Source organism: Mesorhizobium sp. M0062, from assembly GCF_040323125.1.
Classification (GTDB): domain Bacteria; phylum Pseudomonadota; class Alphaproteobacteria; order Rhizobiales; family Rhizobiaceae; genus Mesorhizobium.
The window spans coordinates 1-19363 of record NZ_JAMYUO010000007.1 but is presented as its reverse complement, the minus strand read 5'-3'; the positions used below and the strand labels follow the sequence as shown (position 1 = coordinate 19363).

The window sequence follows — 19363 nt, the reverse complement described above, 5'->3', positions numbered from 1 at the left end:
GCTTAAGCACTCGTAAAGCCTGATCGATCATGTTAGCCGACAGAGGATGGGTGGCTGGGGGGCTAGCCAGTCGAGACCTGTATATTGCCGGTGACACGCCTGATTATCGTCTTCCTGATGCTGGGAAGCTTCGCCCTTCTCTTTGCTGAGCTTGTACGGCATTCCGAAGACATGAGCTCCAGGCCGACGGCCTCACGCTGCGGCGACGCCGGCGTGCCATGCCCGCAAAACGCGTTGTAGGCTGAAGCCAATCTGCCAACGACGATCCATCGCTCACTGCGCGACGATCTGAAGATTGGCGTTGCCGTAGAATGTGTAGGCGAGATAGGTCGGATCGCCGGTCTGGTAGAATTCTCTGCGGACATCCTGCAGGATCTCGGCCAGATAGACCGGCCTGTCCTTGATCCGCGTGCTGATGCCACCATAGAAATCGGTCGAGAAGGCCGCTGCCGCGCGGTCGGTCAGTGGCCACATGCCGCCGATGAAGCCGGAAGCGCCGCCCGCCAGAACCGCCGGACCCCAGCCCTGCACGAAGCCGCCGAGCATCTGGGAACGGCCTGTGTCGCAGGCGTTGAAGAAGTAGAACGGATTGCCCTTGCCATGCGCGGTGGCGACCAACGCAGCCCATGTATCCGGGTCGAGCGACTGATCGACGAGATCGATGGCAAAGACCGGCCGGCCGCTGCCCGGTTGGTTGACCGCGCCATGACCGGAGAAATGAATGAAACCGGTCGAGACTTCACCGACCAGTTTCTCGAAAGAGGTGAAATCGCCATCGAAGCGGCGGTAGCCGTAAAGCTTGCTCAGCGCCGCGATCTCGTCCTGTTGGAAGCGCAGCGAGCGCTTGTCGACATAGGAGGGCGCGACAGCCGCGACGCCGGTGAAGGTCATGCGGTCGAGCGGGTTGTCGACCTGTGAGGCACTGCTGCGCGGAGCCCAGCGCGCCAGCCGATAGCCCATGCCGAGAAAACCGTCGGCGGTGGCGCCGTCGACGCTGCGCGGGCGGATCAATTCCCAGGGCAGTGTCGGGCTGTTCGAGGTGATCTGGATCGAATGCAGCTCGCCTTTGCCGCGCAGCGACCAGAACACGTCCTTGAACGCTTTCGGCACATAGTCGCGGTAGAGCGCATCGCCAAAACCTTCGGCGGCGAGCGTGACAAAGCGCTTTTGCGTCCCCGGATCGCTGCTTGCGGCAGGCTGCTGCAGCGATACCGCGCCGCGCAGGCTCAGGCCGAGCTGCAGCAGGCGGCGATATTCGGAGTCCAGCCATGCCGCCATCTCAGGTGGCGTCGAGAACGTATCGGTCACCGGACCGGCCAGATGCGGCGAATGGATGATGATCTGCCCCGAACCCAGCCCGCTCGGATCGTCATAGAGTATGGTCACGTCGAGATCGGGGACGTCATCGCCGGCTGCGCCGCCGAGCGTCACATTGCCAGTTACCGCCGGCTGCGGCGCCGCTGCGGCCAGCATCAGCATGGCAGGTGCTGCGGAGCGTTCGGCTGTGGCGCTCGGAGCGGCTGCCTCGACAGGCGCTGTGCGACGGATGACAACGGACCGCGACGCCGATCCGAGGAACCTCCCGGCGCTGTAGATGCGTGCGATGAACTGGGACGGCTTGCTGTCCTTGGCGATCGGCCGCGCCTTGACGTCGAAGCGGACGAAGTCGCTGTCGCCCTGGCGGTAGAGCGTCGTCCGTCGGCTCCATTTGCCGCCGTCGGTGAGATCGAAGCCGGAGGCGAACAGATCGATGTCGATCGGCCATTGCTCGGCTCCTGCCGGCATCGCCATGGCCAGGGCGCCATCTTCCGTCACCGACGAGCCCGGCGCTGCCTTCACCTTCACTTCGGGCGTGAATTGCTCTTCGGTAAGGGCGATCGAAACGGTCACCGTCTCGCCGGCGACAATCTCATCCGGCGCATCGATGGTTGGATGGCGCACCACTTCGACAGCGCCCGTCTCGGGTTGTGGAAGGGCGCCGCCGGAAGGAGGGCTTTGCGCCTGGTCGATGGGCGGCGGCGCTGGTTTCGGTGGCGCCTGCGCCTCCGGCGGACTTTCGGCGCCGGTCGCGGGTGGCGGGGCCGATGTCATGCCGTCCTCAGGGGGGATCCCTGCCTTATCGGGGGGCGGTTCGGCGCCGGTGGCTCCGCCATCCTGCGGATAGGTCCCGCCGAGATTGTTCTGGGCAGCGGCCGCAGCTGCGTCTTCAAGACGTTGCTTTTCCTCTTCGTATCGTTGCCGAGCCTGCTCTTCCTGCAATTGGCGCTGCTGTTCCTGGCGTTTGTATTCCTCGTAGAGCGCCGCCTCCTTGGCGCTGTCGCCCATCGCGGCATCGGGACTGCCGGAGCCCGGGGCAACGTCCATGGGGTAGGGCTCCTGACCGCTGCCATCGGCGTAGTCGCTGCCATCAGGCTCCCAACCGCCACTCCCGGAGATGTAGCCGCCGCTCGCCATCGCCGGCGGTGCCGGTTCCGGCACAAGCGGCAGCGCCGGTGCCGCGCCGGCCACCTGGTCCGGCGTCAGCACAAAGGCAGCGTCTGCCGAGCGGCCATATGCCATCCATGGCCACTGGGCGCCTGACGTTTTGTCGATAGTGGTTTGCCTGACCGAGGCGAGGATGATGGCTATGTCCGCGCCGCGCTTGACCAGCGCAGCGGTGAGCGCATCGGCAAATACGGTGACGGGGCGGGCTTCGTCCAGTGCAACGGTTCCGGGTTTGGCCGACAGAGCGACGATGGCGTGGGTGAGGGGATCGACCGCAGCCAGACCCTGCATCACGCCGGAAGTAGGGTTGTGGCCATCGCCGGGATTGTCGAGCAGAACCACCTTCAATGTCGGGGTTGCCTCGAGCGCCTGCATGAACAGATCGAGGGGCAATGCCGTCTGGTCGACCGTTTCCTTTGAATCGATCCGGGTGCCGCGCGTCAGTAAATAGTTCCTGCCGTTGGCCTGCGCGGTGTGGCCGACATAGTAGAAGATGCCGACGGAGTCCGGATTGGCCAGGGATTGGGCGAAATCATGCATGGCGCGCGCGACATCGGCGCGGTCGCCATCCGACACCTGCCGGACGGTGAAGCTAAGCGATCGTAGTGTCGCTGCAACGAGTTCGGCACTGAGGTCGGCGTTGGCGATTGCCGGTGAGCCCTCAGAGGCCGGATTGGCGACAACCAGCGCTATCCGCGCTTCGCCGCGCGCAGCGGAGAAGAGCGCCATGGTCATCAGCAGCACGACCGCCAGAAAAAGGCGCATGACCGTGATCCAAGCCCTGCAGGCTGCGGCGCTCACGCCACGGCTTGCCCCAATTCATCAATGGCCCAACCTTGACCATATCATGTCGGCTTCGCCGGCGCACTGCCGGTGCCGATCATGCAGTTGTGTCGCAAAAGATATTGACTGTATGTTTAGTAATTAATACCGTTGCCGAGATACCGAGTTGGTCAGCCGGCATTCGCCGGTGAATGATCACCAGGACGAAGGGAACTTAGGGACTCGAGGCGCAATCCCGCCGGTCCCAACAATGGGAGACACAAGCATGCAGTTGAAATCGACCGCCACGGCGCTCGGCCTGTCGCTGCTGGCGATGACCGGCATTGCCCGCGCCGAGGGCGAACTCCAAATCTACAATTGGGGCAACTACACCAGCCCGGACCTGATCAAGAAGTTCGAGGAAACCTACAAGGTCAAGGTTACCGTCACCGACTACGACTCCAACGATACGGCTCTGGCCAAGGTCCGCCAGGGCGCTTCCGGCTATGACATCGTCGTTCCATCGGCCAGCGTGATGCCGATCTGGATCAGCGAAGGCCTGCTCTTGGAAACCGATCCCAACACGATGGAGAACTTTAGAAACGTCGATCCGAGATGGGTCGACGTGCCGTTCGACCCCGGCCGCAAATATTCGGTGCCGTGGCAATGGGGCACGACCGGCATCTCGGTCAACAAATCGGTCTATGCGGGCGATCCGAACACCTCGGCGATTTTCCTCGATCCGCCGCCGGAACTCGTGGGCAAGATCAATGTCGTGCCCGAAATGGGAGACATCATGTTCCTCGCCATTGCCTATGAGGGCGGTAAGTACTGCACCGACGACAAGGTGCTTTTGAAAAAGGTGCATGACAAGCTCATCGAGGCGAAAGCGAAATGGCTGTCGCTCGACTATGCGGCCGTCGACGGTCTCGGCAGGGGTGACATTGCCGCCGGCGTCAACTGGAACGGCATATCGCTGCGCGAGCGGCTGGAGAACGACAAGATCGTCTACGGCTATCCCAAGGAGGGCTTTCCAATCTGGATGGACAGTGTCGCGGTGCTCAAGGATGCCAAGAACGTCGAGAACGCCAAGCTCTTCCAGAATTTCATCATGGACCCCAGGAATGCAGCGATGATCTCGGCCTTCGCGCACTACGCCAATGGCATCAAGGGCTCCGAGCCCTTCCTGCCGGCCGATATGAAGGGCGCGCCCGAAGTGGATGTTCCGGCCGAATTTGCCGACAAGGGCCAATTCATGCCGGCCTGTCCCGCCGACGTCCAGGCGCTCTACACCAGGATCTGGACCGATCTGCAGAAATAGCGGCCCCGCCAGCCGAAGCTGACCACCAAACATCGGGCCGCGGATCGCGGCCCTGCCATCGCCAATGCCAGATGCCGTAAAGCCGCCGCGGGAGATTTTCGATGTCCGATCTCAACCTTTGCTACATGCCGGCCAGCGAGGCGTTGCGGCTGTTCAAGGCGAAGAAACTATCGCCTGTGGAACTGATGCAGGCCACCATCCGCCGCGCCGAGGCGACGAAAGAAACGATCAATTGCCTCACCTTCACGCATTTCGACGAGGCGATGGATCTCGCCAGAAAAGCCGAGGCGAAATACGCCAGAGGCGCCAGGACCGGCGCGCTCGAGGGCCTGCCGATCGGCATCAAGGATGAGAGCTACATCAAGGGCAAGCCGACCTCGCATGGCTCGCTGCTGTCCGGGGACGCGCTTGGCGGCCATACCTCGACGATGAACGAGCGTGTCATGAAGGCCGGCGGCATCGTCCACGCCCGCACGGCGACGCCCGAATTCAGCTGCGCCGGTTATACCTGGTCGAAGCGCTGGGGCGTCACGCGCAACCCCTGGAACCCGGATTTCACGCCGGGCGGTTCGTCGGGAGGTTCGGCGGCAACGCTGGCCTCCGGCACGTCGTCGATCGCAACCGGCTCGGACATAGCGGGCTCAATCCGCATCCCTGCCTCGGCCTGCGGCCTGGTCGGCTTCAAGCCGCCTTACGGCCGCAATCCCGATGAGCCGCCGTTCAATCTCGATTTCTACTGCCACACCGGGCCCTTGGCCCGAAACGTCGGGGATGCGATCCTGCTGCAGAACGTCATGGCCGGGCCGAGCCCGCTCGACATCGCCACGCTGCGCCCGAAACTGCGCCTGCCGCTCGACTACAAGCCGATCAAGGGTTGGAAGCTCGCATTCTCCATGGATCTCGGGTCCTTCGAGGTGGATGCGGACGTGCGCAAGAACACGCTCGCTGCCTGCGATGTGTTCCGCTCGCTCGGCGCCACTGTCGAGGAAGTCGATCTCGGTTGGGGCGACGAGGTGCTCAGGGCCGGCATGGCCTATCTCGAACATCTCTTCGGCGCCTCGCTGTCGCCGCTGCTCGCCAAGCACGGCAAGGACATGACCAGCTATGCCAGGCAGTTTGCGCAGGACGGCCAGAAGTCGAAGGCCACGGACTTTGTCGCAACTTTGGACGTGGCGGCCAGGATGTACCAGACGCTGGGGCCGTTGCTGGAAAAATACGATGTGTTGATCTGCCCGACCAATGCGCTTCCCGCGGTGCCGGCGGAATTCGATCAGACCAAAGGCAAGGTCGAGATCAATGGACGAGAGGTGAACCCGTCGCTGGGCTGGGTGATGACGACGCCGTTCAACATGCTGAGCCGCTGCCCGGTTCTGTCGATGCCGTCGGGCCGCGCCGCCAATGGCGTGCCGACAGGCATCCAGATTGTCGGCCGCACCTATAGCGACGCTGACGTGTTCCGGGCGGGTATGGCCTATGAGACGGCTCGTGGTCAGTGGTACACGAATGCCGGGACACGCCCGACGCTGTGAGTCCGCAGGGCGCCGGCATGCCAAGGCAGCGGCGGGATGTTTCGGCCGCCGGGGAAAGGCCTGACGACAATGGCGCAACGCATAGCCACTCCGGATGCGGGAAAAAGCAAGGCGGCCAAGGGTGCGGCGAACGACGCCGCGCCCAAGGACCGCCGGCGCGAGCGCGGCGAAGCGAGCGTCCAGCGCATCATCGACGCCACCATCGAGCTCATCGCGGAGGAGGGGCTGGCCAGCGTCACCATGCAGCGCATTGCCGGGCATGTCGGCTCGTCCAACGCACTGGTGGTCTTCCATTTTCGCAGCAAGGAGAACCTGTTCCGAGCCGTGCTGCAATATCTCAGCGACCAATATGACGCGCTGTGGCTGACGCTGGTGCGGGCGCCCGGCCTGTCGCCGGTGGAGCGGGTGTTGGGCGCGGTCGACTGCGCGCAGCGCTTTGCCCGGCAGCATCCGAAATGGGTTTCCGTCTTCGTCGTGTTCTCCAGCGACCGCAAGAGCATGCAGATCTACAACGAGATAGGCCTGCCCAGCGATCTCGCCTACACGGCCGAAGCGCGCGAACTGCTGATCGAGATTTCGCGCAGCGGCGGTTACACCGGCGTCGACATAGACACGCTGTCGGAGAGCCTGAATTATCTGGTTCACGGCGCCTGGTATTGGGACCATCTCAACCCGTCCAGCCGCGACACCGACGTGCTGCGCAAGACCATGCTGCTCCTGCTGCACGAGGCCTTTCCGCGGCATTTTGACTTGGGGTGAGATGCGGCCATTGCGAGCGACGGAAAGCGTCCTCTGCAAACCTAAACCCGAAAATCTCTACGATGCCTTGATCTCTGTAAAAATGCTTGCACAATCCAGAGGTGCGATTTAAACAACCTAAGGATGCATTCGAGGGTGGGTAGATGTGGCATTGGGCGATACTTCTGTTGCTGATTGGTGTGCCGGTTTTCTTCGCCGTCCGGTCGTCGCGCAAATCCTCACAGAGCCCAGATGACCTCGTGGGGTTCGGCGGCTGGCTGATCCTGCTGGCGATCAGTCTGTCCCTTTTGCCGTTGCGCACACTTGTCGATATGGCCAGTCTGGTCAAAACCTACCAACAGCTTGTTACAGTGCCCAACGGGGCCTTGGCCATCTATGGCGAGGCAGCCCTCAATCTGGCATTTCTGATGCTTCAGCTGGTCGTGCTTGTTTCGATGCTGCGGCGAAGCCACCGCTTTCCGCAGCTGTTCATATGTCTGTGGTTCGCGATCCCTCTCTTATTCGTACTGGACACAGTTTGGATATCGACTGTGCTTGGTGTCCCGGTAAACCGTTTGCTTGCCGGAGGGGCTCTGGTTACACCTTTGGCATCCTTCATAGTCACAGGGATCTGGGCCGCTTATGTATACAGGTCGGTCAGGGTGAGAAACACGTTCGGCGATACGGCGGCCATACAGGCTGCCACATTTTCCTAGAAGGTCCGACGGCTGCGAGTTGGCCTGATGTCGTGCTGCCAGCTCCGCCGAATAGAACCGTCGGCAGTCCTCCTTCGACTAACGAGCTTCGAGTGGCCTGCCACCCGAAGCTCGAAGAGCGAAGGGTGGTGCCCCCGGACGGAATCGAACCGCCGACCTTCGGTTTACAAAACCGCTGCTCTACCAGCTGAGCTACAAGGGCACGGCGCTCCGGTTAGCATATTTCGTGCGCCAGTAAAGACAAAACTCCGTTTTCGATCGCTAATGGACCCCGCCGAGGTGGGCGGGCCGCCATGCTGAAAACCGCCAATGCGATCCCTACATATCTCTCAGGTGCAAACGCATCGAACGGGGTGTCGCATGATCAGACTTGTCATCATCCTGCCGCTTGTCGTCATTGCCTGGCTGCTTGCGGTAAAGCTCATCAGGGACGTGAAGAGCGCCAATGTCGACTGGACCGGCATCGCCGCCATCGTCGGTTTTATCGCGATGGCGTTTTGGCTGCGGCATGTGACTGGGATGGGGATGAATGGTGGATGGTGAATGGGCGAACGCCTTTCGGACCATTGACTACTCACTACTCGCTCAAAACCTCGAACCTTTCACCACGTCACCGCGACTGATCTCCAGAGGCGAATGGTCGCCTCGATCAAGGAGATCATCATGTTGAAGCGCAGTCTTACTTCGGGCCTGGTCGCCATCTTCGTCGCCACCGGCGCGCTCGCCGGTACCGTGCAGTCGTCCTCCGCTCACAGCCATCATCACCACCATCACAAGCACCACGACAAGCCCTCTTGGTGGTGGAACCATCACCACAAGCACCATCACCACAAGCATCATCATCACCACGGCAAGGTGATCATCTTCCTTTGAGCGAGACGACCTGCCTCGCGGAAGGGCGGCTTCGGCCGCCCTTTTTTGCGTTGAGCGCTCGATCGATCAGATCTTGGTTTCCATCGGCTGATTTCCGGCCTTCAAGAAAATCCCAAATTCTTTCGAACCTTTTTCCGCGCCGAAACGACAGATGATCAAGAGGCGGATGGATCGCCTCTCGCAACGAAACAAGGAGATCGTCATGTTCACGCGCAAAATCGCTTCTGCCCTCATCGCCAGCACCGTCGCCGCCACCTCGCTGGTCGGCACCGTCCAGCCCTCGGCCGCCCACAGCCATCACCACAACCGCGAAATCGGCATCGGCATCGCCGCCGGCGTCGGCGGGTTCGTGCTCGGCAGCCTGCTCAACCAGCAGCCCCGCACCGTCTATGTCGACGACGAGGGTGGCTCCTGGCACGTCCGCCGCTGCGCCAACCGCTACGCCAGTTACGATCCGTACTCCGACACCTATGTCGGCTATGACGGCTACCGCCACTATTGCCGCCTCTAAGAGAGGGAAGGCACACAATACGGAAAGGGGGGCTGTACGCAGCCCCTCCTTTCTGCATTGAGTGCGGTGCGGGCTATGGTTTGAAGATCGGCAATCCGGCTGCACGGCAGGTGCCGGCAACGCTGGCATTCTGCGATTGATCGCCCATGGCGATGAGTTCGAACCTGCTTCTTTCATCCGGATAGATCTTGGCGGCGAATGGTTGGTCTGTTGTATGACCACCGGACTTCGCCGCGACATGGCCGCAGACCAGGACTTCCCGGCGGCCGTTGAGCGTCCGCTCGCCGGCGCGCATCGTCCCGAATTTGGCGGACGCAGGATCCTGCAAATGCTGGCGAATTCCGATCGTGATTGTCTCCTCCAAAGCGAGCGAGATCGGAATCTCGCTGACTTGCTCGGAGACAGGGGCGGGCTCGGGCGCCGTCGCCACGCATCCGCACAGTGAAGCGGCGAGCAAAAGCTGAAGCGTTCTCCGCATTATGATCGGAACCCGCCGATCATCCTCGTCACCTCAGCGGCGGCGTCGCGCACCAGCGGCCCGATCTCGTCCAGCCGCTCCATCGTCACCCGCACCGTCGGTCCGGAGACCGAGACACCGCCGATCGGCTCGCCGAACTCGTTGAAAATGGCGGCGGCCACGCAGCGCATGCCGGGATGCCGCTCCTCGTCGTCGACCGACCAGCCGCGGTGCTTGATGACAGCCAGGTCATGGGCCAGCGCCGAAATGTCGGACAGCGTCTTGTCGGTGAAGCGCTGCAGGCCCGACTTGCGCAGGATGGCGGCGACGCGTTCCGGCTCGAGCTGCGCCAGCACCGCCTTGCCGATGCCCGAGGCATGGAAGGAGCTGCGCGTGCCCGGGCGGAAGAAGGCGCGGATCGCCTGATGGGTCTCGACCTGGCTGACGAAAACGACGCAATCGTCCTCGGCGACGCCGAGATTGGCGGTTTCACCGGTCTTCTCCATCAATTCCTGCATGACCACGCGGGCCCGGTCGACAAGCTTGCGGCGGCGCAGGAAGGCGGCACCCATGCGGTAGGTCTCGACGCCGATCGACCACAGCTGGTCCGATGTATCGAACTCGACCATGCCGTGGTTCTGCAGCGTCGTCAGCATGCGGTAGGCGGTGGACGCCGCGAGCTCGCTGCGCGCCGAAATCTCGCTCAGCGACAGGCCACTGCCTTCAGCGACGATGGCCAGGATGCGCAAGGCCCGGTCCAGCGACTGTACAGAACCGGCCTCGGACGGACCGTTGAAAGCGCGCGGCCGGCCGCGCTGGCGTTTTTCGCTGGTTTCCATGGCGGCATTGTCGCCGGTTTCGCCGAAATCGCAATGAAAAACTTTTTCATCGATTTTGATGGCGGATTCATGGAAAACGAAAAACCTAGGGGAATCAGTGTATAGAAGCGGTTTTCTCGAAATGAAAAATTATTCTGAAAAAATTGAAAAATGAAAACGACACTGGCATTGTCAACCAACCAACAATCTTGAGGAGGCTGGACATGGCCAGGATGCGCGCTGTCGATGCAGCGGTTCTCGTTCTCGAAAAGGAAGGCGTTTCCTGCGGCTTCGGTGTGCCGGGCGCGGCGATCAATCCGTTCTATTCGGCGCTGAAGGCGAGGGGCTCGATCCGCCACATCCTGGCTCGTCACGTCGAAGCGGCCTCGCATATGGCCGAAGGCTACACGAGAGCCAAATCAGGCAATATCGGGCTGTGCATCGGCACGTCGGGCCCGGCCGGCACCGACATGGTCACCGGGCTCTATTCGGCGGCGGCGGACTCCATCCCGATCCTGTGCATCACTGGTCAGGCGCCGCGGGCACGGCTCAACAAGGAGGATTTCCAGGCGGTCGATATCGCCGCCATAGCCGCACCCGTCGCCAAATGGGCGGTCACGGTCATGGAGCCCTATCTCGTGCCGATGGCGCTGCAGAAGGCATTTCATCTGATGCGCTCGTCGCGACCGGGCCCGGTGCTCATCGACCTGCCGGTCGACGTGCAATTGGCCGAGATCGAATTCGATATCGATGCCTATGAACCGCTGGTCCCGTTCAAGCCGGCAATGTCGCGCGCCCAGGCCGAAAAGGCCTTGGCGATGCTCAATGCCGCGGAAAAGCCGCTGATCGTCGCCGGCGGCGGCATCATCAACGCCGATGCGTCGGATCTGTTGATCGAATTTGCCGAGATAACGGGCGTGCCGGTCATCCCGACGCTAATGGGCTGGGGCGCGATCCCCGACGACCACCGGCTGATGGCCGGCATGTGCGGGCTGCAGACCTCGCATCGCTACGGCAATGCGACGATGTTGGAAGCCGATTTCGTCTTTGGCATCGGCAATCGCTGGGCCAACCGCCACACCGGTTCGGTCGATGTCTACACCAAGGGCAAGAAATTCATCCATGTCGACATCGAACCGACCCAGATCGGCCGGGTGTTCGCGCCGGATCTCGGCGTCGTCTCGGACGCCGGTGCGGCACTAAAGATGCTGCTCGACGTCGCCACCGAATGGAAGACGGCAGGAAAGCTGCGCGACTGGTCGGGCTGGGCGAAGGAATGCCAGACCCGCAAGAAGACGATGAAGCGCAAGACGCATTTCGAGCAGGTGCCGCTGAAGCCGCAGCGCGTCTATGAGGAGATGAACAAGTCGTTCGGCCGTGACACCACCTACGTCACCACGATCGGCCTCTCGCAGATCGCCGGGGCGCAGTTCCTGCATGTCTACAAGCCGCGCAACTGGATCAATTGCGGCCAGGCCGGCCCGCTCGGCTGGACGCTGCCGGCAGCGCTTGGCGTGCGCGCCGCCGATCCGGATCGCACCATCGTGGCGCTGTCGGGCGACTACGACTTCCAGTTCATGATCGAGGAACTGGCGGCCGGCGCACAGCACAAACTGCCGTATATCCATGTCGTCGTGAACAATGCCTATCTCGGCCTGATCCGCCAGGCGCAGCGCGGTTTTGCGATGGATTTCGAGGTGAGCCTGGCCTTCGAGAACGTCAACCGCGCCAACGATCCGGAGGCCGGCTACGGCGTCGATCATGTCGCGGTCGCAGAAGCGATGGGCTGCAAGGCGGTCCGGGTGCGCAAACCGGAAGAGTTCGCCGGCGCGTTCAAGGAAGCGCAGCGGCTGATGAAGGAATACCAGGTGCCGGTGGTGCTCGAATTCATCCTCGAGCGCGTCACCAACATTTCCATGGGCACGGAAATCGACAAGATCACCGAATTCGAGGACCTTGCCGAAAGCCATGAGGATGCGCCAACGGCGATTGTGTTGCTCGATTAGGCGCGCCGATATTCAGGTGAGACAGGCCTGCAAACGGCGCCTTCCTGCGCTTCCGGTGCTCACGTACAGAAAGTACGTTCCGCTCCGGTTTTCGAAAGTCACCGTTTTCGACTCTGCCCGACCTGAATCTCAACACGCCTAGGGCCAAGCAGAAGAAGGAGAAAAAGAATGCCGCGTTTTTCAGCCAATCTGTCGATGCTCTTTGGCGAGCATGAGTTCCTCGATCGCTTCGATGCCGCAGCCCGCGCCGGCTTCAAGGGCGTCGAATATATCGGCCCCTATGATCATACGCCTGACGTGGTCGCGGCCCGGCTGAAGAAGAACGGCCTGACACAGGTGCTGTTCAACCTCCCGGCCGGCGACTGGGGCAACGGCGAGCGCGGCATCGCGGTTTTGCCCGACCGCGCGCCAGAATTCCGGCAAGGCATCGCCAAGGCGATCAGCTATGCCCATGCGCTCGGCTGCGAGCAGGTCAATTGCCTCGCCGGCATCGCGCCGCAGGGCGTGGATCGTTCGGTGCTGGAAAATACTTTAGCCGAGAACCTCGCGTTTGCAGCCGAGAAACTGGAGCAGGCCGGCATCCGGCTTTTGATCGAGCCGATCAACACGCGCGACATACCGGGTTTTTTCCTGAACTATTCGGAGCAGGCGCTGGCGCTGATCGAGCGCGTCGGTTCGAAGAACCTGTTCCTGCAATACGACATCTATCACATGCAGATCATGGAGGGGGATCTCGCCCGTACCATCGAGGCCAACCTCGGCCGCATCGCGCATATCCAGCTTGCGGACAATCCCGGCCGTCACGAGCCGGGGACGGGCGAGATCAATTATCCCTTCCTCTACGAGCATATCGACAGGATCGGCTATTCCGGCTGGGTCGGAGCGGAATACAAACCGAAGGCGGGGACGGAGGCTGGGCTGGGGTGGTTTCGGGAGCTTAACGGGCAGGGGAGTGCCGCGGCTTAGCTGTTACGATTGAAGTCGCGTTCCTTCGCGCCCCCCTCTGGCCTGCCGGCCATCTCCCCCACAGGTGGGGAGATCGGACGTCATCCCGGCTTTTCGCCAATCCCCAACATTGCAGGGTGAGCGAGGCGCCGAAACTGCCAATCTCCCCACAAGTGGGGGAGATGGCCGGCAGGCCAGAGGGGGCGCGAAGGAACTCAGCCTCAACAAAGGAGAAAACAATGGAAACCATCGGCTTCATCGGCCTTGGCATTATGGGCGCGCCGATGGCCGGGCATCTCCTGGATGCCGGCTACACCGTCATTGCCAGCGACCACCGCTCGAAGCCGCCGGCCGACCTCGTCGCCAAGGGCTTGAGAAGCATCACCGGCCACGCGGCAGTGGCGAAAGCCGCCGATATCGTCATCACCATGGTTCCTGACACCCCGCAGGTTGCCGAGGTGCTGTTCGGCGACAATGGTGTTGCATCCGGCCTGAGCAAGGGCAAGCTCGTCATCGACATGAGCTCGATCTCGCCGATCGAGACCAAGACCTTTGCCAAAAAGATCAACGATCTCGGCTGCGACTATCTTGACGCGCCGGTGTCGGGCGGCGAGGTCGGCGCAAAGGCGGCGTCCCTGACCATCATGGTCGGCGGCGAGGACAAGGCGTTCGAGCGCGCCAAGCCCGTGTTCGAAAAGATGGGCAAGAACGTCACGCTTGTCGGCCCGAACGGCGTCGGCCAGACCACCAAGGTTGCCAACCAGATCGTCGTAGCCCTGACCATCGAGGCGGTCGCCGAGGCGCTGGTCTTTGCCGCAAAAGCCGGCGCCGACCCCGCCAAGGTCCGGCAGGCGCTGATGGGCGGGCTGGCGGCATCGCGCATCCTCGAGGTGCATGGCGAGCGCATGATAAAGCGCACCTTCGCGCCGGGCTTCCGCATCGAACTGCACCAGAAGGATCTCAGCCTGGCGCTGGAAGGCGCCAAGGCGCTCGGCGTCTCATTGCCCAACACCTCGACGACGCAGCAGCTGTTCAACTCGTGCGCGGCGAATGGCGGGGCGAAAGAGGATCATTCGGCGCTGGTGCGGGCGCTGGAGCGGATGGCGGGGCATGAAGTGGGTGAATAGTGAACGGTGACGGTAAGAACGCTTTCCATTCAGCATTCACTATTCACTTTCCAAGGAACTTCCGTGCCGCATAAAGGCTCACCGCCGCGGCGTTCGACACGTTGAGCGAGCGGATGGCGCCGGGCATGTCGAGGCGGGCGAGTGTCGTCACCGTCTCGCGCGTCTTCTGGCGCAGGCCCTTGCCTTCGGCGCCGAGCACCAGGGCTATCTTTTCGCCTGAAAAACTCGTTTCGAGTTCGGCCGGCCCGTCCGAATCGAGGCCGATGGTCTGGAAGCCGGCTTCGTGCAGCTGTTCCAGCGCGTCGGCGAGGTTCTTCACCTCGACCTGGTCGATATGTTCCAGCGCGCCGGAGGCGGATTTGGCCAGCACGCCGGATTCCTGCGGGCTGTGGCGGGCCGTGGTGATCAGCGCACCGGCGCCGAAGGCGACCGCCGAGCGCAGGATGGCGCCGACATTGTGCGGGTCGGTGACCTGGTCGAGCACCAGCACCAGTTTGGTATCGCCGAGCGCGTCAAGGCGCTTGGGCTTCAGCGGCTCGGCCTCGATCAGCACGCCCTGGTGGACGGCGTCCGAACCGGTGATCTTGTCGATGTCCTTCGGCTCGACCAGTTCGGCCTTGAACGGCAAAGCGGCGAGGTCGGCGATCGCCAGCCGCTCGGCGGCATTGCGCGTCACCAACATCTTTCTGATCCGCCGGCGCGGATTGTCGAGCGCGGCGCGCACCGTGTGCAGGCCATAAAGCCGCACCAGCCCGTCGGCGGCGTTCTCGCCCGGCGGCACCGGCTGGCGCGGCCGGAAGGCGGGCGCGCCGCCGGCCTTCTCGTCGCGATGGGCGCGGCGCAGCTTGGCGTAATGGGTGTCTTTGGCGGTCTTGGGCGTGTTGTCATTGCTCATGGCCGGCTTCTATAGCCGCGTCGCCGGGCTGTGGATACAGGCAGAAACCCGGCTTGCCGGGCAGGCTGTCAAATTCAGCGCATTTTGCCTTGGGGTGCGGTTGACACCCACTGGCCTTGCCGCCATAAGGCGCTTCGCTGATTTCGGACAAAACCCTGGTTTCGACCTGATCGGCGAGAATGCCTCGTTGCAAGGCTTCGACGGCAGGCTGGAGAGGTGCCCGAGTGGTTAAAGGGGACGGACTGTAAATCCGTTAGCTTAGCTTACGTTGGTTCGAATCCAACCCTCTCCACCACTGCCAGCCCGCGAACCTTGAGGACGATGCGGGTATAGCTCAGTGGTAGAGCAGCAGCCTTCCAAGCTGAATATGCGGGTTCGATTCCCGCTACCCGCTCCAAACACTCATCAGATCTCTGCGAATATCTCGACAACGTTGCCATCCGGATCGCGGAAGAACACTGTCCTGTGGCCCCATTCCTGGTCGGTGAGCGGCAGGACCGGCTGCACGCCCTTGGCCTGAAGCGCCTCGGCGCAGGCAGCGACCATCTCCGGCGCCACCCGGAATGCCAGCTGCAGCGACAGCGCATCCCGCTGCTGCGGCGTGTCGTTGAACATCATGCCGAGGCTGGTCAAGGCCAGCGTGTTCAGGCCGACTCGGTATTCGATCCAGCGTTCGCTAAGCTCGCGCTTCAGCTCAAATTCCATCACATCCCCGTAGAAGTGCCGCATGGCGGACATGTCGCGGGCGAAGATGACGGTGTAGTCGATCTGACGGATTTCATTGAGCGCGTTCATTGGTGGTGTCCTTTGGGTTGCGTTGTGGGCCTCGATGGCCCACGCCTTTCCGGACACGACGCAAGTGACGGCGAGCGGAAACAGCCAGCGTCGGGTGAGGTGCATGGGCGATCCTTTCAGGCGATCGCCCGCAATCTAGCTTGCCTTTAAAGGGGTACAAGACTACCGTTTATACTGGTATTGACGGTGACAGAATGACGTATGACCGCCCACGGCGCGACGAGCTTGCCCGCTTCCTGCGCGAGCGGCGGGACCGCTTGCCGCGGATCGATGGCGCCAATGGCCGCCGCCGGGCACCGGGCCTCAGGCGCGAAGAGGTCGCCGCCGAGGCGGGGATCAGCACCACCTGGTACACCTGGCTCGAGCAGGGACGGGAGGTGAACGCGTCGCCGCAGGTGCTTCGCTCGCTAGCGCGGGTGCTGAAGCTGAGCCGGTCCGAGCAGGCCTATCTGTTCCAATTGGCGCGGCCCGATCTCGACTGGCGAAACCGGCTCGGCGAGCAAGGCCTGCCCAGCGCGCCGTTGCTCAGCCTGCTCGACGGGCTGGCGCCGCACCCGGCATATGTCGTCAATCGCTACTGGCAGGTCGTCGCCTGGAACCACCCCGCGGCGGTGCTGCTTGGGGATTTCGAGACGGATGATGAGTGGTCCGGCAGCCTGCTCGCCCGGCTGTTTCTCGACCTGGAATGGCGGCAGCGTTTTGTCGACTGGCCGGAGGTTTCGCGCTCGGCGGCGGCGCAGTTCCGGCTTGCCACTGTCGCCATGACTCGCGATCCGGTGCTGGCCACACTGGTTTCGTCACTGAAAGCGGCAAGCGAAGCGTTCGCCACGTGCTGGAACAGCCGCGACATCGCCGAGCCACCGATCTGGCGGAAATCCATCCGGCACCCTGTCGCCGGCGCGATGTCGTTCGATTTCGCCACGCTGCAGCCGGGCGGCCGCGACAGTGATTTCTCGGTTTCCGTCTACACGCCGGTCGATGCGTCGACTGCCAGGCGGTTCGCCGCGCTGGTCGGAGCAACGCCCGACAGCCGCAAGGCGGTGCCGGGCGTGTTTGCGCGTGATGCAGGCGCAGAAGTCTAGCTGTTGAAAGCGGACGCGACCTGGTGTTGCTGCGGCACCTGTCCGTTCGGCGTCAGTCTGTCGACAATGCCGGGCAGGGCTGTGGACAATTGATTGAGCAACTCCTGCTCGTCCAGTCCGGTCCTTTGCGCGATCTCTCGAATGACCTGCGGGCCGATCGCCTTGCCGAGATCATTGGCGTTGATCGGCTGGTTCTGCCCGGTGCCGACCCAGGAGTCAGCAACATTGCCTTGGCCGGCATTCTTGAGCTTGTCGAGCAGTCCGCCCAGTCCGCCAAGCAGGCCGCCGTCGCCTGAGGCCGTGGTTCCGGTGGGGGCTGGCGTTTGAGGCTGGGCGGGCTCGCCCGTCTCTTCGGCACTCGTCTGTTCGGCGCTTCTGCCGCTCAGCATCTTTCCCACCAGCAGCGCGCCGAGCGCGATCATCAGCGGTTTGGTGATGTTGCCGCCGGGTACGGCGTTGTCAAAAAGTCCCATAGGTCAATCCTCCATAACGACCAAGCCCGTCCCGCCGGCTACAATGGAGCATGCGGGCGGAAATTCAAGTTGGCTTGAGCTTTTGACAATCATGTGACCATGATCGGCCGGCGGGGGAATGGAGAGGAAAAATGGGCATTATCAGTTGGATCATCCTCGGCGTCATCGCCGGCTTTATCGGCAGCAAGATCGTCAACAAGACCGGCCAGGGCCTGATCATGGATATCGTGCTCGGCATTGTCGGCGCCATCGTCGGAGGGCTGATCTTCAGCGCCTTTGGCGCCACGGGCGTGACCGGCCTCAACATCTGGAGCCTGATCGTCGCCGTCATCGGCGCGGTGGTCGTGCTGTGGGCCTATCACCAGTTCTCCGGCAAGCGAACGCTTTAGGCGCCAGTCTGCCGACTGGTTGAACCGCAGGACGGCCGAACCTGCTTCGACGCGTTGACTTGAAGGTCAGGCGACGACGGTCAGCCTTCGTTTGCGTTCATCGAGCGAGACGATGGTCAGCCCGCTCGCGACCACCAGCAGGATGCCGCAGACCGCCAGGGCATTCGGGAACTGCCCGAACACCAGCACGCCTGAGATGACCGCCCAGACGGTGAAACAGTAGTAGAACGGCGCCACGATGCCGGTCGGACCGACGCGATAGGCCATGAAGATGAAGAAATGGCCGAAGATCAGGAAGAATCCGGCGCCGGCCATGAGCAGCAGGTGCCGGGCTTCCGGCATCACCCAGCGCTCGGAAACGAGATGCGCGGCGCCCGCGCCGATCAGCACCACCACGACGGCGGAAATGGCGACGATCATGCCCGGCACCTCGGCCGCGACCCGCCTGCCGGCAAGATCGCGTGCCGCTGCCAATGCCGCGTTGCCGAGCGCCAGCAACGCATAGACCGAGATGCCCTGCATGGTCGGCTGGGCCACCATAAGCGCACCGATGAAGCCGAGCCCGATCAGCGCCATGCGCACGCCGCCGATCCGTTCGCCGAACAGGATGGAGGAGCCGACCAGCATCAAAAGCGGGGTGATCTGCCCGAGCGCGGTCGAATCGGCGATCTGCATGTTGGCCAGCGCCACGACGTAGCAAAGGATGGCCGCCAGCTCGAGCAGGTTGCGGCGCAGCACGCGTTTGTCGAAGATCAAAGGGATCTGCCTGCGATAGCCCAGCAGGAACAGCAGCGGCATGCCCCATAGCGTGGCCGCGACCCCGCGCAGGAACAGCACTTCATAGGACGGCAATCCCGCTGTGGCGAGCTTCATCATCGTGTCGTTGACGAGGTACGACCCCGTCGAAACGATCATGAACAGCGGGCCGCGTATGGAGGTCGGTATGAATTGCATGGGGCAACCAAATCAGACCGCCGCCGCAGCGGCAATGGGCCAGGCGCCGGCTGCAAATCCGGCAGGCAAAGGCCAGGACATGGGCGGGACAGGACATGGGCGGGAATAGCAAACAGGTGCTGGAGCCCGCAGCCCCCATTTCATTTCCGCTCGCGCGTTCCTATATCAGCGCCACATCCCCGCAATCGGATCATCGGTTGAGACCGAGTGGACAGCGCACCCGGCCACAAGGCACTTGTGTTTTTCGGCCGTAGTCGCTAATCGCCCCGCATTCGACTGAACTGAAGGTCAAGGCCGTCCAAGGAAAGAGACTATGGCAAAAGGTAAATTCGAGCGTAACAAGCCTCATGTGAACATTGGCACGATTGGCCACGTCGATCATGGCAAGACGTCGCTGACGGCGGCGATCACGAAGTATTTTGGCGAGTACAAGCGCTACGACCAGATCGATGCGGCGCCCGAAGAGAAGGCCCGCGGCATCACGATTT

The 19363-nt window shown here is 62.6% G+C and carries 21 protein-coding genes and 3 tRNA genes; 16 read left to right on the top strand and 8 right to left on the bottom strand.

Going from position 1 to position 19363, the window contains the following annotated elements; genetic code table 11:
* Nucleotides 1-273: 273 nt before the first annotated feature.
* Nucleotides 274-3249: a caspase family protein gene (locus NKJ64_RS10790; RefSeq protein ID WP_023828629.1), complete on the bottom strand. Its 2976-nt coding sequence runs from the start codon at nucleotides 3247-3249 to the stop codon at nucleotides 274-276.
* A 283-nt stretch (nucleotides 3250-3532) separates the two neighbouring features.
* Here NKJ64_RS10790 and NKJ64_RS10785 point away from each other — a divergent pair, with 283 nt between their 5' ends.
* The 4 genes from NKJ64_RS10785 (at nucleotide 3533) to NKJ64_RS10770 (ending at nucleotide 7550) form a co-directional block, all read left to right on the top strand.
* Nucleotides 3533-4567, top strand: coding sequence for an extracellular solute-binding protein (locus NKJ64_RS10785; protein WP_023828628.1), 1035 nt, complete (start codon nucleotides 3533-3535; stop codon nucleotides 4565-4567).
* Nucleotides 4568-4668: 101 nt separating this feature from the next.
* Nucleotides 4669-6096: an amidase gene (locus NKJ64_RS10780; protein WP_023828627.1), complete on the top strand. Its 1428-nt coding sequence runs from the start codon at nucleotides 4669-4671 to the stop codon at nucleotides 6094-6096.
* A gap of 69 nt (nucleotides 6097-6165) precedes the next feature.
* A complete protein-coding gene (locus tag NKJ64_RS10775; protein ID WP_023828626.1) occupies nucleotides 6166-6855 on the top strand; it encodes a TetR/AcrR family transcriptional regulator in 690 nt (229 codons plus the stop codon).
* Nucleotides 6856-6998: 143 nt separating this feature from the next.
* Nucleotides 6999-7550 (top strand): DUF2569 family protein, encoded by a 552-nt coding sequence (locus tag NKJ64_RS10770; protein ID WP_023741405.1) that lies wholly within the window; start codon nucleotides 6999-7001, stop codon nucleotides 7548-7550.
* A gap of 126 nt (nucleotides 7551-7676) precedes the next feature.
* Here NKJ64_RS10770 and NKJ64_RS10765 read toward each other — a convergent pair.
* Nucleotides 7677-7752 (bottom strand) — tRNA-Thr (locus NKJ64_RS10765).
* A 158-nt stretch (nucleotides 7753-7910) separates the two neighbouring features.
* Here NKJ64_RS10765 and NKJ64_RS10760 point away from each other — a divergent pair.
* The 3 genes from NKJ64_RS10760 to NKJ64_RS10750 all read left to right on the top strand — a co-directional run bounded on the left by NKJ64_RS10760 (nucleotide 7911) and on the right by NKJ64_RS10750 (nucleotide 8934).
* Nucleotides 7911-8093, top strand: a complete 183-nt coding sequence (locus NKJ64_RS10760) for a hypothetical protein (protein ID WP_023829536.1) — start codon at nucleotides 7911-7913, stop codon at nucleotides 8091-8093.
* Between the two features lie 120 nt (nucleotides 8094-8213).
* A complete protein-coding gene (locus NKJ64_RS10755; protein ID WP_023829537.1) occupies nucleotides 8214-8423 on the top strand; it encodes a hypothetical protein in 210 nt (69 codons plus the stop codon).
* A 202-nt stretch (nucleotides 8424-8625) separates the two neighbouring features.
* Complete coding sequence (locus NKJ64_RS10750; protein WP_023667455.1) at nucleotides 8626-8934, top strand: BA14K family protein; 309 nt, start codon at nucleotides 8626-8628, stop codon at nucleotides 8932-8934.
* Between the two features lie 73 nt (nucleotides 8935-9007).
* Here NKJ64_RS10750 and NKJ64_RS10745 read toward each other — a convergent pair whose 3' ends face one another.
* Complete coding sequence (locus NKJ64_RS10745; protein WP_286487386.1) at nucleotides 9008-9364, bottom strand: hypothetical protein; 357 nt, start codon at nucleotides 9362-9364, stop codon at nucleotides 9008-9010.
* A 47-nt stretch (nucleotides 9365-9411) separates the two neighbouring features.
* Nucleotides 9412-10230 carry an HTH-type transcriptional regulator BhcR gene (gene bhcR / locus NKJ64_RS10740; protein WP_023667454.1) on the bottom strand — a complete coding sequence of 273 codons (819 nt, stop codon included), beginning with the start codon at nucleotides 10228-10230 and terminating at the stop codon, nucleotides 9412-9414.
* 203 nt (nucleotides 10231-10433) lie between these two features.
* Here bhcR and gcl point away from each other — a divergent pair, with 203 nt between their 5' ends.
* The 3 genes from gcl (at nucleotide 10434) to NKJ64_RS10725 (ending at nucleotide 14287) form a co-directional block, all read left to right on the top strand.
* A complete protein-coding gene (gcl, locus tag NKJ64_RS10735; protein WP_027050436.1) occupies nucleotides 10434-12215 on the top strand; it encodes a glyoxylate carboligase in 1782 nt (593 codons plus the stop codon).
* Between the two features lie 168 nt (nucleotides 12216-12383).
* Nucleotides 12384-13181: a hydroxypyruvate isomerase gene (gene hyi / locus NKJ64_RS10730; RefSeq protein ID WP_023715773.1), complete on the top strand. Its 798-nt coding sequence runs from the start codon at nucleotides 12384-12386 to the stop codon at nucleotides 13179-13181.
* A gap of 161 nt (nucleotides 13182-13342) precedes the next feature.
* On the top strand, nucleotides 13343-14287 hold the full coding sequence (locus tag NKJ64_RS10725) for a 2-hydroxy-3-oxopropionate reductase (protein WP_155923842.1): 945 nt from the start codon (nucleotides 13343-13345) through the stop codon (nucleotides 14285-14287).
* Nucleotides 14288-14330: 43 nt separating this feature from the next.
* Here the strand turns inward: NKJ64_RS10725 and rlmB are convergent, their stop codons facing one another.
* Entirely contained in the window at nucleotides 14331-15182 is an 852-nt protein-coding gene (gene rlmB, locus NKJ64_RS10720) for a 23S rRNA (guanosine(2251)-2'-O)-methyltransferase RlmB (protein WP_023667451.1), read from the bottom strand.
* On the opposite strand from rlmB, the gene NKJ64_RS10715 reads away from it, so the two are divergent.
* The 3 genes from NKJ64_RS10715 (at nucleotide 15181) to NKJ64_RS10705 (ending at nucleotide 15579) form a co-directional block, all read left to right on the top strand.
* Nucleotides 15181-15414 (top strand): hypothetical protein, encoded by a 234-nt coding sequence (locus NKJ64_RS10715; protein ID WP_023818201.1) that lies wholly within the window; start codon nucleotides 15181-15183, stop codon nucleotides 15412-15414. The two genes, rlmB and NKJ64_RS10715, sit on opposite strands and share 2 nt — an antisense overlap.
* Nucleotides 15393-15477 (top strand) — tRNA-Tyr (locus tag NKJ64_RS10710). The genes NKJ64_RS10715 and NKJ64_RS10710 overlap by 22 nt, the downstream gene beginning before the upstream one ends.
* Nucleotides 15478-15505: 28 nt before the next feature.
* A tRNA-Gly gene (locus NKJ64_RS10705) sits at nucleotides 15506-15579 on the top strand.
* An 8-nt stretch (nucleotides 15580-15587) separates the two neighbouring features.
* On the opposite strand, the gene NKJ64_RS10700 is transcribed toward NKJ64_RS10705, so the two are convergent.
* Complete coding sequence (locus tag NKJ64_RS10700) at nucleotides 15588-15977, bottom strand: VOC family protein (protein ID WP_023829540.1); 390 nt, start codon at nucleotides 15975-15977, stop codon at nucleotides 15588-15590.
* 194 nt (nucleotides 15978-16171) lie between these two features.
* On the opposite strand from NKJ64_RS10700, the gene NKJ64_RS10695 reads away from it, so the two are divergent.
* Entirely contained in the window at nucleotides 16172-17059 is an 888-nt protein-coding gene (locus NKJ64_RS10695) for a helix-turn-helix transcriptional regulator (RefSeq protein WP_352462517.1), read from the top strand.
* Here the strand turns inward: NKJ64_RS10695 and NKJ64_RS10690 are convergent.
* Complete coding sequence (locus tag NKJ64_RS10690; RefSeq protein WP_352462516.1) at nucleotides 17056-17532, bottom strand: YidB family protein; 477 nt, start codon at nucleotides 17530-17532, stop codon at nucleotides 17056-17058. The genes NKJ64_RS10695 and NKJ64_RS10690 overlap by 4 nt on opposite strands.
* Nucleotides 17533-17663: 131 nt before the next feature.
* On the opposite strand from NKJ64_RS10690, the gene NKJ64_RS10685 reads away from it, so the two are divergent.
* Complete coding sequence (locus NKJ64_RS10685) at nucleotides 17664-17921, top strand: GlsB/YeaQ/YmgE family stress response membrane protein (protein ID WP_023667446.1); 258 nt, start codon at nucleotides 17664-17666, stop codon at nucleotides 17919-17921.
* Nucleotides 17922-17987: 66 nt separating this feature from the next.
* Here NKJ64_RS10685 and NKJ64_RS10680 read toward each other — a convergent pair whose 3' ends face one another.
* The gene (locus tag NKJ64_RS10680) at nucleotides 17988-18875 is read right to left on the bottom strand and encodes a DMT family transporter (protein ID WP_023695297.1); all 888 of its coding nucleotides are present in this window, start codon (nucleotides 18873-18875) and stop codon (nucleotides 17988-17990) included.
* Between the two features lie 313 nt (nucleotides 18876-19188).
* Between NKJ64_RS10680 and NKJ64_RS10675 the strand changes: the two genes are divergently transcribed.
* Nucleotides 19189-19363: GTP-binding protein (locus NKJ64_RS10675; RefSeq protein ID WP_352462613.1), on the top strand; the 175-nt coding region annotated here is incomplete at its 3' end.

Excerpts from the sequence above, each read along its gene's own strand:
- NKJ64_RS10790 (WP_023828629.1), bottom strand. The coding sequence starts at position 3,249 with ATGCGCCTTTTTCTGGCGGTCGTGCTGCTGATGACCATGGCGCTCTTC.
- NKJ64_RS10785 (WP_023828628.1), top strand. The coding sequence starts at position 3,533 with ATGCAGTTGAAATCGACCGCCACGGCGCTCGGCCTGTCGCTGCTGGCG.
- NKJ64_RS10780 (WP_023828627.1), top strand. The coding sequence starts at position 4,669 with ATGTCCGATCTCAACCTTTGCTACATGCCGGCCAGCGAGGCGTTGCGG.
- NKJ64_RS10775 (WP_023828626.1), top strand. The coding sequence starts at position 6,166 with ATGGCGCAACGCATAGCCACTCCGGATGCGGGAAAAAGCAAGGCGGCC.
- NKJ64_RS10770 (WP_023741405.1), top strand. The coding sequence starts at position 6,999 with ATGTGGCATTGGGCGATACTTCTGTTGCTGATTGGTGTGCCGGTTTTC.
- NKJ64_RS10760 (WP_023829536.1), top strand. The coding sequence starts at position 7,911 with ATGATCAGACTTGTCATCATCCTGCCGCTTGTCGTCATTGCCTGGCTG.
- NKJ64_RS10755 (WP_023829537.1), top strand. The coding sequence starts at position 8,214 with ATGTTGAAGCGCAGTCTTACTTCGGGCCTGGTCGCCATCTTCGTCGCC.
- NKJ64_RS10750 (WP_023667455.1), top strand. The coding sequence starts at position 8,626 with ATGTTCACGCGCAAAATCGCTTCTGCCCTCATCGCCAGCACCGTCGCC.
- bhcR (WP_023667454.1), bottom strand. The coding sequence starts at position 10,230 with ATGGAAACCAGCGAAAAACGCCAGCGCGGCCGGCCGCGCGCTTTCAAC.
- gcl (WP_027050436.1), top strand. The coding sequence starts at position 10,434 with ATGGCCAGGATGCGCGCTGTCGATGCAGCGGTTCTCGTTCTCGAAAAG.
- hyi (WP_023715773.1), top strand. The coding sequence starts at position 12,384 with ATGCCGCGTTTTTCAGCCAATCTGTCGATGCTCTTTGGCGAGCATGAG.
- NKJ64_RS10725 (WP_155923842.1), top strand. The coding sequence starts at position 13,343 with ATGGCCGGCAGGCCAGAGGGGGCGCGAAGGAACTCAGCCTCAACAAAG.
- NKJ64_RS10715 (WP_023818201.1), top strand. The coding sequence starts at position 15,181 with ATGGCCGGCTTCTATAGCCGCGTCGCCGGGCTGTGGATACAGGCAGAA.
- rlmB (WP_023667451.1), bottom strand. The coding sequence starts at position 15,182 with ATGAGCAATGACAACACGCCCAAGACCGCCAAAGACACCCATTACGCC.
- NKJ64_RS10700 (WP_023829540.1), bottom strand. The coding sequence starts at position 15,977 with ATGAACGCGCTCAATGAAATCCGTCAGATCGACTACACCGTCATCTTC.
- NKJ64_RS10695 (WP_352462517.1), top strand. The coding sequence starts at position 16,172 with ATGACGTATGACCGCCCACGGCGCGACGAGCTTGCCCGCTTCCTGCGC.
- NKJ64_RS10690 (WP_352462516.1), bottom strand. The coding sequence starts at position 17,532 with ATGGGACTTTTTGACAACGCCGTACCCGGCGGCAACATCACCAAACCG.
- NKJ64_RS10685 (WP_023667446.1), top strand. The coding sequence starts at position 17,664 with ATGGGCATTATCAGTTGGATCATCCTCGGCGTCATCGCCGGCTTTATC.
- NKJ64_RS10680 (WP_023695297.1), bottom strand. The coding sequence starts at position 18,875 with ATGCAATTCATACCGACCTCCATACGCGGCCCGCTGTTCATGATCGTT.